This window comes from Cypionkella psychrotolerans (genome assembly GCF_001294535.1).
GTDB lineage: Bacteria > Pseudomonadota > Alphaproteobacteria > Rhodobacterales > Rhodobacteraceae > Cypionkella > Cypionkella psychrotolerans.
This window is the reverse complement of sequence record NZ_LGIC01000065.1, coordinates 239,077-251,427: the sequence shown is the minus strand read 5'-3', so window position 1 is coordinate 251,427 and position 12,351 is coordinate 239,077. Positions and strand designations below refer to the sequence as shown.

General features: G+C 63.0%; 13 protein-coding genes. 8 read left to right on the top strand and 5 right to left on the bottom strand.

What is annotated here, in order from left to right; all coding sequences use genetic code 11:
* Positions 1-5 precede the first annotated feature (5 nt).
* Genes AKV04_RS14410 through AKV04_RS14375 form a run of 8 tightly spaced genes read left to right on the top strand, consistent with a single transcriptional unit; the run spans position 6 to position 7,931 of the window.
* Positions 6-1,514 (top strand): FGGY-family carbohydrate kinase, encoded by a 1,509-nt coding sequence (locus AKV04_RS14410; RefSeq protein WP_054007098.1) that lies wholly within the window; start codon positions 6-8, stop codon positions 1,512-1,514.
* Complete coding sequence (locus AKV04_RS14405) at positions 1,511-2,284, top strand: DeoR/GlpR family DNA-binding transcription regulator (protein WP_054007097.1); 774 nt, start codon at positions 1,511-1,513, stop codon at positions 2,282-2,284. The genes AKV04_RS14410 and AKV04_RS14405 overlap by 4 nt, the downstream gene beginning before the upstream one ends.
* Positions 2,281-3,972, top strand: a complete 1,692-nt coding sequence (locus AKV04_RS14400) for a glycerol-3-phosphate dehydrogenase/oxidase (protein ID WP_054007096.1) — start codon at positions 2,281-2,283, stop codon at positions 3,970-3,972. The genes AKV04_RS14405 and AKV04_RS14400 overlap by 4 nt, the downstream gene beginning before the upstream one ends.
* 39 nt (positions 3,973-4,011) lie before the next feature.
* A complete protein-coding gene (locus AKV04_RS14395; protein WP_054007191.1) occupies positions 4,012-4,371 on the top strand; it encodes a winged helix-turn-helix domain-containing protein in 360 nt (119 codons plus the stop codon).
* 57 nt (positions 4,372-4,428) lie between these two features.
* Positions 4,429-5,211 (top strand): molybdate ABC transporter substrate-binding protein, encoded by a 783-nt coding sequence (modA, locus tag AKV04_RS14390; RefSeq protein ID WP_054007190.1) that lies wholly within the window; start codon positions 4,429-4,431, stop codon positions 5,209-5,211.
* Between the two features lie 6 nt (positions 5,212-5,217).
* Positions 5,218-5,934 carry a molybdate ABC transporter permease subunit gene (gene modB, locus AKV04_RS14385; protein WP_054007095.1) on the top strand — a complete coding sequence of 239 codons (717 nt, stop codon included), beginning with the start codon at positions 5,218-5,220 and terminating at the stop codon, positions 5,932-5,934.
* Positions 5,931-7,028 (top strand): molybdenum ABC transporter ATP-binding protein, encoded by a 1,098-nt coding sequence (gene modC / locus AKV04_RS14380; RefSeq protein ID WP_054007094.1) that lies wholly within the window; start codon positions 5,931-5,933, stop codon positions 7,026-7,028. The genes modB and modC overlap by 4 nt, the downstream gene beginning before the upstream one ends.
* 12 nt (positions 7,029-7,040) lie before the next feature.
* A complete protein-coding gene (locus AKV04_RS14375; protein WP_054007093.1) occupies positions 7,041-7,931 on the top strand; it encodes a bestrophin family protein in 891 nt (296 codons plus the stop codon).
* 56 nt (positions 7,932-7,987) lie between these two features.
* Here AKV04_RS14375 and AKV04_RS14370 read toward each other — a convergent pair whose 3' ends face one another.
* Genes AKV04_RS14370 through AKV04_RS14350 form a run of 5 tightly spaced genes read right to left on the bottom strand, consistent with a single transcriptional unit; the run spans position 7,988 to position 12,351 of the window.
* The gene (locus AKV04_RS14370) at positions 7,988-8,680 is read right to left on the bottom strand and encodes a ribulose-phosphate 3-epimerase (protein ID WP_054007092.1); all 693 of its coding nucleotides are present in this window, start codon (positions 8,678-8,680) and stop codon (positions 7,988-7,990) included.
* Entirely contained in the window at positions 8,661-9,479 is an 819-nt protein-coding gene (locus AKV04_RS14365) for an alpha/beta fold hydrolase (protein WP_054007091.1), read from the bottom strand. The genes AKV04_RS14370 and AKV04_RS14365 overlap by 20 nt, the downstream gene beginning before the upstream one ends.
* Positions 9,479-10,306, bottom strand: a complete 828-nt coding sequence (locus AKV04_RS14360) for a sugar phosphate isomerase/epimerase family protein (RefSeq protein ID WP_054007090.1) — start codon at positions 10,304-10,306, stop codon at positions 9,479-9,481. Before AKV04_RS14360 ends, AKV04_RS14365 begins: the two co-directional genes overlap by 1 nt.
* On the bottom strand, positions 10,306-11,382 hold the full coding sequence (locus tag AKV04_RS14355) for a Gfo/Idh/MocA family protein (protein WP_054007089.1): 1,077 nt from the start codon (positions 11,380-11,382) through the stop codon (positions 10,306-10,308). The genes AKV04_RS14360 and AKV04_RS14355 overlap by 1 nt, the downstream gene beginning before the upstream one ends.
* A gap of 3 nt (positions 11,383-11,385) precedes the next feature.
* Positions 11,386-12,351, bottom strand: a complete 966-nt coding sequence (locus AKV04_RS14350; RefSeq protein ID WP_054007088.1) for a sugar kinase — start codon at positions 12,349-12,351, stop codon at positions 11,386-11,388.

The following is a 12,351-nucleotide window of genomic DNA, read 5'->3' as shown; positions in this document are numbered from 1 at the left end:
AAGGCATGACCAGCATTCTTGGTATCGACAACGGGTTAACCGTCACCAAAGCGGTGATCTTTGATGCCTCGGGCCAGCAACTCGCCGTCGCCCGCCGCCGCATTCCGCAGCTTTTGCCCCAGCCGCATCATGTCGAGCGCGATATGGAAGGCCTGTGGCGCGCCACGGCCGAGGCGATTGCGGAAGCGATCCAGCTTTCCGGACGCCCCGCCAGCGATATAGTCGCCGTCGCCGCCACCGCGCATGGCGACGGGTTGTATCTGCTCGACCGTGAAAAGCGCCCGCTCGGCAACGGAATTTTGTCGCTGGATGGCCGCGCAGGCGCAATCTGCCAAAGCTGGGCCGACCGCGCCGATGCCGCCTTGAAACTGACAGGCCAAATTCCCCCCGCCTGCTCCCCCGCAGCTCTGCTCGCTTGGGTGCGGGATAATGAACCCGAGCGTTTCGCCCAAATTGGCACATTCCTCGCCTGCAAGGACTGGTTGCGGTTTTGTCTGACCGGCAGCCTTGGCACTGACCGCACCGAAGCGTCCACCGCCTTCACCGATGTGCAAACTCAAGACTATACCCTTGATGCGCTTCAGCTTTTTGATCTGGAAAACGTCGCTCACGCCCTGCCTGACATCGCCGAGTCCGCCGAGATTATCGGCCATATCACCGCCGAAGCCGCCCTCTTGACCGGCCTTGTCGCAGGCACGCCGGTTGCCGCTGGCCTGCATGACGTGACGGCTTCTGCCTTGGGGATTGGCGGCCATGCCGAGGGCGTGGTGGCCATCGTCGCGGGCACTTATTCGATCAACGAAGTGGTCTCAAACGCCCCGAACACCGACCCGCGCTGGCTCTGCCGCAACGCCATTCTGCCCGGCCAATGGAACAACATGGCGCTGTCGCCCGCCTCTGCGGCGAATTATGACTGGTTCATCGAGACCTTGTGTGAAGCGGAACTGGTAGAAGCTGATGTGTCGGGCGAGTCGATTCACGCGACACTTGCGCGCGAGATTGATGCCACACTTACTAAACCCAACACCTTGATATTCCACCCCTATCTCTACGGATCGCCCTTCGGCCCGCAGGCCAGCGCCAGCTTTATCGGCTTGCGCGGCTGGCATGTTCGCGGCGATATGCTGCGCGCGGTGCTGGAAGGCATCATCTTCAACCACCGCACCCACGTTGATGCCCTGCGCGCAAGCTTTCCGGTACGCGAGGCCCGCCTGACCGGCGGCGTCGCCCGCAACCCCACCTTCGCGCAGATGTTCGCCGATATTCTGGGGATGCCCGTCACCACCAGCCAAACCGAAGAAGCCGCCGCTTGGGGCGCGGCCCTCTGCGCAGGGGCTGCCGTCGGCCTCTACGCCTCGCCTCTTTCTGACCCGCGCGATATGTCGCTGTTGGGACAAACCTACACGCCAGATCCCACCCGCGCCGCCGCGTATGAAAAACGCTTTCAGCTTTACACTAAAATCACCGACGCCATCGCCCCGCTCTGGCCCGAAATCGAAGCCCTCGTGCCATGACCCCCGAAACCCGCCGCGAAGAAATCGCCGCCTATGTCTTGCAACAGGGTGAGGCCCGAATCGACGATCTGGTGCAGCGTTTTGGCGTCTCGCGCATGACCATCCACCGCCATATCGACCAACTCGCGCAAGCGGGCCTGCTGCGCAAACTGCATGGCGCTGTCAGCGCCCTGCCCTCTGGCGTCTACGAAAGCCTGTTCCGCTATCGCCAAACCGTCGCCAGCGCCGAGAAATCTGCCCTCGCCCGTGCCGCGCTGCGCTATATCGCGCCCGGCCAAGTGGTGATGCTGGACGACTCCAGCACCAGCCACGCCCTCGCCCCGTTACTACCGCAAATCGTCCCGCTGACGATAATCACCAACAGCGTCGCCTCGATCCAGACCCTGACCGGGGCTGACGACATCACCCTGATCTGCCTTGGCGGCCAGTATCATGCCACCTACAACGCCTTCATCGGCCATCTTTGCGAAACCGCTTTGCCCAACTTGCGCGCCAATGTGCTGATCTGCTCGGCCTCGGCCGCGCAGAACGGCACGGCTTACATCCAAGACGCCCAAGTCACCCGTGCAAAGCAAGCGATGATGGCCGCCGCCAACGCCCGTATCCTGTTGTTGAACCACGAGAAATTCGGCCGCTCCGCCCTACACGCCTTGGCCCCCCTCACCGCCTTTGACGCCGTGCTGACGGGCGCCGCCCTGCCTGCCGCTGAAGCCTGCGCCCTGAAAGCCGCCGGCGTGCGGCTGCATCTGATCGAAACGGAAACCCCATGACATACGACACCCGCCTGCAAGACCTGTCGGAAAACGGCACCGATGTGCTGATCCTCGGCGCAGGTATCAATGGGGCGGGCCTGTTTCGCGACCTCGCCGAACAAGGCCTGCGCGTGCTGATCGTCGAGAAGGGTGATTTCGGCGGCGGCACCTCTGCGGCCCCTTCAAGGATGATCCACGGTGGTTTGAAATATCTGGAAACCGGAGAGTTCCGCCTCGTCGCGCAATCCACGCTAGAGCGCAATCTGCTGCTCAAAAACGCCCCCCACGCCGTCACCCCGCTGCCGACGCTGATCCCGATTTTCTCTTGGACCAAAGGGGTTTGGGCGGCACTGCGCACCCTGTTCGGATCGACCACCGCCGCCCGCAGCCGGGGCGCGCTACTGCTGAAAGTCGGCCTCACGATCTACGATTACTACGGCAGCCGCGCCAACGTCATGCCGCACCACAAGATGAAATCCCGTGCCAAAACCCTCGCCGAATTTCCGCAAATGACCCCGCGCATCGTCGCCTCGGGTCTATATTACGACGCCAAAATCGCAGGTCCCGAGCGGCTGGTTTGGGAGCTTCTCGCCGATGGCATGGCGGCCAACCAAACTGCTTTAGCCCTGAACTATACCCAGATCAGCGCCCACAACGGCTCCGCGCTCACCTTCACCCGCGAGGATGGCGCCGCCTTCACCATCCGCCCGAAACTGGTGATCAATGCCGCAGGCCCGTGGATTGACCGCGTCAACGCCGCTTTGGGCGCGCAGACCAAGCTGATCGGCGGCACCAAAGGTTCGCATATCCTGCTCGACCACCCGCAGCTTCTGAAAATGCTGAACGGCCAAATGATCTATTTTGAGGCCGACGATGGCCGCATCCTTTTGGTCTATGATTACCTCGGTAAGGCGCTGGTGGGATCGACCGATATCAAAGCCGCCGACCCCGAAAACGTCCGCTGTGAGGATGACGAGATCGCCTATTTCCTCACCGCTCTGCGCGCTTTGCTGCCCGGTCTGCCGTTTGATCATGAGCATATCATCTACGCCTATTCCGGTATCCGGCCGCTGCCCGCCTCAGATGCAGCCACCCCCGGCTTGATCAGCCGCGACCATTCCGCACCGGCGCTGGAAGCTACCGCCGAGCGCCCCTACCCGATCATCTCGCTGGTCGGTGGCAAATGGACCACCTTCCGGGGCTTTGCCGAGGAGGTCGCCGACACCTGCCTGAACCGCCTGAACCACCCTCGCCGCATTTCCACCCGCGCGCTTGGCATCGGCGGCGGCAAAGCCTATCCCGCTGACAACGCAGCCAAATCCCGCCTGATCGCCAGCGCGGCCGCCACCGGGGGCCTTACCCTTGCCCGCGCCGCAGAGCTATTCACCCGCTACGGCACCAGCCTGACCAGCCTTGTCGCCCACAAATCGCCCTACGCCGACGCGGACCGCCTGCCGCACGCAACCGCCTACAGCGCGGCCGAAATCGACTGGATCGCCCGCAGCGAAGCCGTCGAGCACCTGTCAGATCTCGTGCTGCGCCGCACCACACTCGCCGTCACCGGCGCGCTGAACGCCGCCGACCTCGCCCAAATCGCCGACATCATCGCCACCGCCAAAGCTTGGTCGCCGGAGCGGCGCAGCACGGAGATCGCCCAACTCACCGCCCAGCTTGCCCACGCCAACCGCCAGACCCTCACGCCATAGCCCCTTGCATTGCGCGCGGTTTGGCGGGAGTCTTCGCTGATGAAACCCACGCCCCACACCCTGCTGCGCTTCTACTTCGGCGGCACCAAACTCGGTCCCGGCAAGATTACGCTGCTGGAGCATATCCGCGACACCGGTTCCATCTCCGCCGCGGGCCGCGCGATGGAGATGAGCTACAAGCGCGCTTGGATGCTGGTTGAAGAAATGAACGCCGCCTTCAGCGATCCACTGGTGACAAGCGCGCGGGGCGGGGCAAAGGGCGGCGGCGCGCAGGTCACCGCAACGGGGCTGGCGGTGATCAGTCATTACCGTGCGGCGGAGGCCGCCACAGCACTGGCCACCGCCCCGCACCTGCAAGACCTGCAGGGCCTGCTCCGCGATATTCCCGAACGGAAATAATGCTTGCACCGCGCCGCCCCAGCGATATGTTTGTCGAAACATATCACCGGAGGCTTCATGACCCTTTTCACCCGCCGCAGCGTCCTCACCGCCGCCCTCCTCGCCAGCCTTGCGTGGCCCGTCAGCGCCTCTGCCGAAGAAATCACCGTCTTTGCCGCAGCATCTCTGAAGAACGCCCTCGATACCATCGCCGCCGATTGGCAAAAACAAACCGGCAATACCGTGGTGATTTCCTATGAAAGCACCGCCAAGCTGGCGAAGCAGATCGAGCAAGGGGCGCCCGCTGATCTGTTCATCTCCGCCTCGAAGAAGTGGATGGACACGCTTTCGGACGAAAACCTGATCAACAAAGACAGCCGCAAAGACATCCTTGGCAACACCCTTGTGCTGGTCGCCGCTAGCAAAGCCGCCCCGGTCGAAATCTCCAAAGACCTTGATCTGAAAGCACTTCTGGGCGACGGCAAGCTGTCGATGGCCACGGTAGATTCCGTTCCCGCTGGCCAATACGGCAAGGAAGCCTTGGAAAGCCTCGGCCTGTGGTCCTCCATCGAAGCCAATGTCGCACAATCCGACAACGTCCGCGCCGCCCTCGCACTGGTCGCCGCAGGCGAAGCCCCCTACGGCATCGTCTACGCCTCAGATGCCATCGCCGACGACGAATCCGGCGATAAGGTGACAGTTGTGGGCACCTTCCCGAGCGACAGCCACAAACCAATCGTCTACCCTGCCGCTACTCTCGCCTCTAGCACAAAGCCCGCAGCGCAGAGCTTTCTGGAGGCGTTATCCAGCGATGCAAGCGCCGCCGTGTTCACTGCCCAAGGCTTCACCGTTCTGAAATAAGGCCCGATGCCCGACTGGTTTACCCCCGCCGACTGGTTCACTCCCGATGAATGGCGCGCAGTGGCTTTGTCCCTGCGTGTTTCGGTATGGGCAACCTTGCTCAGCCTACCCTTGGGCATCTACACCGCGCATCTCTTGGCGCGGCGCGATTTCTGGGGCAAGCACATCCTGAATGGCCTCGTGCATTTGCCGTTGATCCTGCCCCCGGTCGTCACCGGATACCTGCTGCTGCTGGCCTTCGGGCGCAAAGGCTTTATCGGCCAATACCTTGACCAATGGTTCGGCCTCGTGCTGGCGTTCAAATGGACAGGTGCGGTGCTCGCCGCTGCCGTCATGGCCTTCCCCCTGATGGTCCGCGCCATCCGCCTGGCGTTTGAGGCGGTGGACCCGAAACTGGAACAAGCCGCAGGCACGCTGGGCGCATCGCCGCTCTGGATTTTCCTGACCGTCACTTTGCCGCTGATCCTGCCCGGCATCATCGCAGGCGCGGTGCTGGCCTTCGCCAAAGCCATGGGCGAGTTTGGTGCTACCATCACCTTTGTCTCCAACATACCCGGCCAGACCCAAACCCTGCCCTCAGCGATCTACACCTTCCTGCAAGTCCCCGGCGGCGACAGCCAAGCTTTTCGATTGGTGTTAATTTCCATCGCCGTCGCCATGCTCGCGCTGATCCTGTCCGAATTCCTCAGCCGCGCCGTCGCCCGCCGGATCAAAGGCACATGAGCCTCTCCGTCGCCCTCAGCCACCAGTTTCCCGGCTTTACGCTGGAGGTGAATTTCACCGCCCCGCCCGGCCTCACCGCTTTGTTCGGCAAGTCCGGCTCTGGAAAAACCAGCGTGATCAATGCGGTGGCAGGCCTCTTGCACCCGGACCAAGGCCGCATCACCGCAGACAACACCACCCTGCTGGACACCCGCGCGGCGATAAACCTGCCCCCCCACCGCCGCCGCCTCGGCTATGTCTTCCAAGACGCCCGCCTGTTCCCGCACCTGACTGTCCGCCAGAACCTTGCCTACGGTCGCTGGTTCGCCGGCAAAACCCGCAATCTGAAAAACGGCGGCCCCAATTTCGACGACATCATCGACCTCTTGGGCCTGAACGCCCTGCTCAACCGCCGCCCCACAGCGCTCTCTGGCGGTGAGAAATCTCGCGTGGCGATCGGGCGCGCGTTGCTGTCCAACCCCGCCCTGCTGTTGATGGACGAACCCTTCGCCGCCTTGGATGAGACCCGCAAAGCCGAACTGCTGCCCTATATCGAAGCCCTGCGCGACCAGACCCAGATCCCGATCCTCTACGTCAGCCACGCCCTCGCCGAAGTCGCCCGTCTCGCCACCACCATTGTCGTGCTTGACCAAGGCCGCACCCTGCGTGCAGGCCCCGCCACCGATCTGCTGGCTGACCCCGACCTCGCCCCCAGCTTGGGCATCCGCGACGCTGGTGCCGTCCTCACCGCCACCATCACCGCGCAAAACCCCGACGGCCTGACACAATTGCACACCCATGGCGGGCCGATCTGGCTGCCCAAAATCGCCGCCGCCCCCGGCACCAAACTGCGCATCCGTATCGCCGCCCAAGACGTGATCCTGTCGCGCCAGCGCCCTGAGGGTCTCTCCGCCCTCAACATCCTGCAAGCCACGATCACCGAAATCCGCCTCTCCGACAACGGCGCGCTGATCCAACTTGGCCTTGGCCCCGAGCATCTGCTCGCCCGCATCACCCGCCGCTCTGCCGAGGCGCTTGCGCTCTCCCCCGGCCAAACCGTGTTTGCGATTGTGAAATCCGTCGCGGCGGCTCAAACAGATGTGGGCACTCGATAAGGAAGGCTGCAAATGATCATCCGCGACAAACCCCGCGCTTGGGAGCTGGCCTTTGCGATGCGCGGCTCCGTGCTGCCGCATATCGCCCTACCTCTGCTCGGCGTGATCGCCCTCGCCGCCGTTATGGTGGTGCTCGACCACCAATTCGGCGTGCTGCCACATATCGAGGGCATCCCCTTCACCGTCTTCGGCATCGCGTTGTCGCTGTTCCTCAGCTTTCGCAACAACGCCGCCTATGATCGCTGGTGGGAGGCCCGTAAGCTCTGGGGTGGCCTTCTGGCTGATCTGCGCAGCCTTGCGCGTGAGTTGGAAGTCTTCCTGCCCGAGCAAACCCTGCGCCACCGTATCCTGCGGCAATCCTTGGCCTTTTTGCACCTGCACCGCGCGCAACTGCGCCGGTTGACACATGATGCCGAAACCCAAGCCCGCTCGCCCGAACTGCTGGCCGACCCACATCCGCCCTGCTCGGCGCTGAACCTGATCAATGCCGATCTCGCGGCAGCCTATGCGAACAACCAAATCGACGGCTTCGGCGCGCGCACTCTGACCGCCCGTTTGGGCAGCATCGCGCTGCAACAAGCCGGCTGCGAGCGCATCGCCGGAACCCCACTGCCCTTCGTCTATTCGCTGTTGATCTACCGCACCACCTACCTGTTTTGCCTGCTGCTGCCGATGGCCCTCATCGGCACCTCCGGCTGGCTGACACCGTTGTTCGTCGGCATCGTAGCCTATGTTTTCCTAGGGCTGGCGGAAGTGACCGAGGAACTCAGCCATCCCTTCGGCACCACCCTGAACGCCCTGCCGCTGGATGCAATCTGCCGCGCCGCCGAGATCAGCCTCGCGCCACATCTGGGCGAGCCTGCCCCGAAACCGCTACAGCCAACCGATTTCCATCTCAGCTAACGCATATCCAATTCCCCAAGCCGCCCCGGCCCTGCGCCGAGGCCTCGTGGTTTTCGTCACAGTCCATGCAGCCAGCGCATCCGCTCGGCCAAATCCGGCGCGCCAAACGCCAGCGAGCCCATCACCACCGTCTCTGCGCCCGCGCCGCGCAACAGCGGCACCGTGGTGTCCCTGATCCCGCCATCCGCCGCCAAAATCACCCGGCGACCCGCACCGGCAATCAATGCCGCAGCCTCCCCCAACCGCGCCCCCGCCGTCGCATCAAGCCCCTGCCCCTTCACCCCAATCGCAGTGCCCAAAAGCGTCAGCATATCCAAGCGGCTGATCCATTCCGCCGCTTTTGCCACCGGAGTTTCCACCCGCAAAACCATCCCCGCCTTCAGTCCATGCGCCGCGATCCGCTGCAAGCCGTCGCCCGCATTGGCATTTTCGACATGCACCGAGATCAGATCGGCCCCGGCTTCGGCAAACTGGTCAATCTGCGAAAGCAGCACCGCAGCATCCACCATCAGATGCACATGGATCGGGATCGCCGTGAGCGCGCGCAGCCCCGCCACAAGATCAGGAAAGAACAGCAAAGCGGGGGCAAAATGCCCATCCGCCACGTCGATATGCAAAATATCGGCGTGCGGCGTGATCCGCTCCAGATCATCCGCCAGCCGGATCAAATTGGCCGACCACATCGAATATTCCGCGAGCAATCGGCTACGTGGCAGCGCCGAAATCCAGTCAGGGTGCGGGCGGGGCATCATCAATCTCCTTCAAAAATTCTGTCATCGCATCGGCAAGCGCCGCCAGATGCGCTGCTTTATCGCGTGCCTTCGCAGGCAGTTCCACCAGCCGCGCCTGCGGGATCAGATCAGCCAAAGCCTGCGCATGGGCCATCGGATGAATAGCGTCCTCGCCGCAGCCACAGACCAGAGCCGGAATACGAAGGCTGCGCAGATCATCCGCCGTAATCCCCGGCCCATCGGCGGAAATCGTGGCCAACAGCCGCGCAGTTTCCACCTGTGGCCTACGACTGAAAAAGCCTTTCAACGACGCAAGGTTATCCGGTGCCTCGATCTCCAGCCGTCGCGCCGTCTCACCTTCGGCGAAAAACGCCCGCGCCTGATCCAGCGGCAACACCTCCAACAACATCCCGACCTCGGCGTTCGGCGCCATGTTTTCCGGCGCGTCCTCCACCACCCAAGCGGGTCGCACCAGCACCAAGGCCCGCACCAGATCAGGCCGCGTCACCGCCAACCGTGTGGCAATCGCCGCCCCCATTGAGATGCCACCCAAGACCACCGGACCCGACATGGATTCAATCATCGCCGCCACATCATCGGCGAAACAGGCGATGGAAACCTCATCCCCCAGCGGCGACATCCCGTGCCCGCGACACTCCAACCCCTGCCAACGCTGCAAGCCAAGCCCCTGCATCGCCTCAGCAATCTGCCCGGACCCACCGCAGAGCCCATGCTGAAACACCAGCGCCGGGCCCGTCTCACCACCGCGATAAACTGCCAGTTCCAAGCCATCGCGCTGCAGTGCCGAAATCTGCATCACAGCCCCGCCAACACGCCGGAAAGATAGCGCGCCACGCCCGCCGCCTCATTCGCCGCCAAGCCATGCGTCACCAGATCGCCATTAAAACCCGCCGCTTTCAGCGCCCCAAGGAAATGCGGAAAATCCACCACGCCCTTGCCTGCCGTGGCAAAGCCGCCCAAAGCATCGCGGTCCTTGGCATGCGCCATCGCAATCCGATCCGCCAGCAAATCCACCGAACGGCTCAGCAGATCGCGTTGCTCCGCCAGCGTCGCCACCTCAAACAGGTTCGCCGGGTCCAGCACGATTCCCAAGGCCGGACTCTGCAGCGTGTCAATCAAAGCCCGTGCCCGCGCCGCAGTATCCACCACATTCGCCAGCTCCGGCTCTATCCCTAGCTTGATCCCAAGTGGTTCCGCCAGCGCACAAGCCTTGCCCATTTCCGCCAGTAAATCCCGCCAAGCCTCTGCCGAGCCATTCTCCGGGTGATGCCGCCACTGATCCTCGGCATCGCGGGTGCCCGTGCACAGCGTCACCATCCCGGTCCCCATCGCCGCCGCATGGCGTAACAAAACCTCCAACCGCGCCAAGCCTTTAGCCCGCACTGCAGGGTCAGGATGGATCATGTTATAGGTGCCAGAAACCGCCGCAATCGCCACGCCCGAAGCCCTGCTCGCCGCAGAAACCGCCGCCACATCCTGCGCGCTCAACGCATCCGGCATCGCCGCCAAGCCCGAGCAGGCCATATTATACTGCACGCAAGCAAAGCCCGCTGCCTTTGAAGCGCCCAGCACCGTGCCCGGATCACTCCCCGCAAAGGTCTTGGCGAAAATCCCCAACCGCATCAAAGCGCTCCCGCCACATCCGCCAGTTTCACCGGACGCCGCTCGCGCGCCGATTGCGCAATCGCCACCATTGCGCGCACCGAGGCAATACCGTCCTCAATATCAGCCCCCGATTGCGGCACCCCATTCAGGATCGTATCGGCAAACCCCTCCAACTGGCGGCGATAGAAATGGCCGTCCGCGCCCAAAACCCGATGCGTCGCACCATCTGATTCCTTGAAAATATCCACCTCCGACGACTTATAATACCACGGGTTATAGGTCTTGCCCAAAACCGAGCCTTGTTCGCCGTAGATCTGAAACCCCTCGTGCCAATCCATCCGCACCGCCACTGTCAGATCCAGATGCCCCAGCACCCCGCTGGCGAATTCCACATCGACAAACCAGCAACGTATCCCCGCCCGGTTCAACAACCGCGCATCGACCGCAACGATCTCGCCCGCGAAATAGCGCGCCGTATCAACCAGATGGCTGCCATGCGCCAGCATGTAATAGCGGTCAAGATCGGCCTTCGGGTTCTCAGCAGGCTTGCGGGCGTTCTTCGAGGTCACCATCAACGGCTGCACCGCATCCGTCATCGCATAGCGGTGCGTGTTGTCGCAATACCACGCCTTCAACGCCACCATCTGGCCCATTTCACCGTCAATGAAGCCCTTCGCCGCCTGCAAACCGGCGTCGTAGCGCTTCATATGCCCGACCTGTAGCGTAAGCCCCGAAGCCGCCACCGCAGAACGCAAACTCTCGGCTTCCTCAATGCTCACCGCCAAGGGCTTTTCGCATAAAACATGCTTGCCCGCCTGCAACGCCATCAAGGCCGCTGGCACATGGAACGCGTCCGAGGTCGCAATCACCACCGCCTCCAACGCGGGATCGGCCAGCATTGCCGCATAATCATTATAGCTGCGGGTCGGCGCATGGGTCGCCGCCATTCGATCTCGCAAATCATCCGCCACATCGCAAATCGCATAAAGCTCGGCATTGCGCGCCTTGGTGCAGCTCTCAAAATGCGCGGCTTGCGCAATCGGCCCACAGCCCAGCACACCCACCCGCAGCAACCGATCCTGTTTCGTGGGCATCGCTTATCCTTTCACAGCATCAATTTCAGCGAGGGAAGAATTCCCCTCCATCGGCCCCAGTTTCTGCACCGCCAGTGCCCCAGCCGCATTGGCGCGCGCCAAAGCCCCCGGCAAATCCTGCCCAGCGGCCAGCAGAGTCACCAAGGTCGCACAAAAGCAATCACCTGCCCCGGTCGGATCGACCACCGTCACGGGGTGCGCAGGCAACGCAAAACTGCCCGCCGCATCGCGCCCAATACAGCCCTGATCGCCGCGTTTCAGCACCACGACCTTCGCAGCCCCGGCCAACAACCGCCCCGACCAGGTGTCAAAATCCTGCCCCGGATACAAAACCTCGGCATCCGCATCCGAAGGCAGCACATAAGTCGCCAGCGCAATGATCCGCTGCAAGCCGTCGAGATACCCCGCATCCGAGATCAGTTCCGCCCGGATATTCGGATCAATCGAGATCGCAACCCCCTGATCCTCAAGCCTTTCACACAACGAAAGCCCCACCGTCCGCATCGCAGCATCCCCAAGCATCGAGCCCGAGATATGCAGCACCGAAATGCCTGCCGCCAAAAATCCCGCCGCAATCTCCTCCAACCCCGGCAAATGTGAAGCCGCCGAATGCGCGATGTTGAACACGAAATCCCGGCTGCCATCGGAGTTATAGCTGACAAAGGCCGAACCCGTCGGCACCCCCGGCACAACCCGGATCAGCCCCGGATCAACGCCATCCGCCATCAGCCGATCCAAGATCACCCGCCCAAAGGCATCATCCCCCACCGCCCCGGCAAACACCGCCCGCCCGCCGAAAGCCGCCGCCACCTGCGCCGCTTGGTCAATGAAAATCCCCGGCGCCCCCGACGGAAACGGCCCGACATAGGGGGCGGCCACAAGGTTGCGGCCGTCCTTCTGCGTACACACAAATTCCACCAGCAACTCGCCGATGGACCCGATCACCACGGGCCGTCGCTGGGCAGCCAT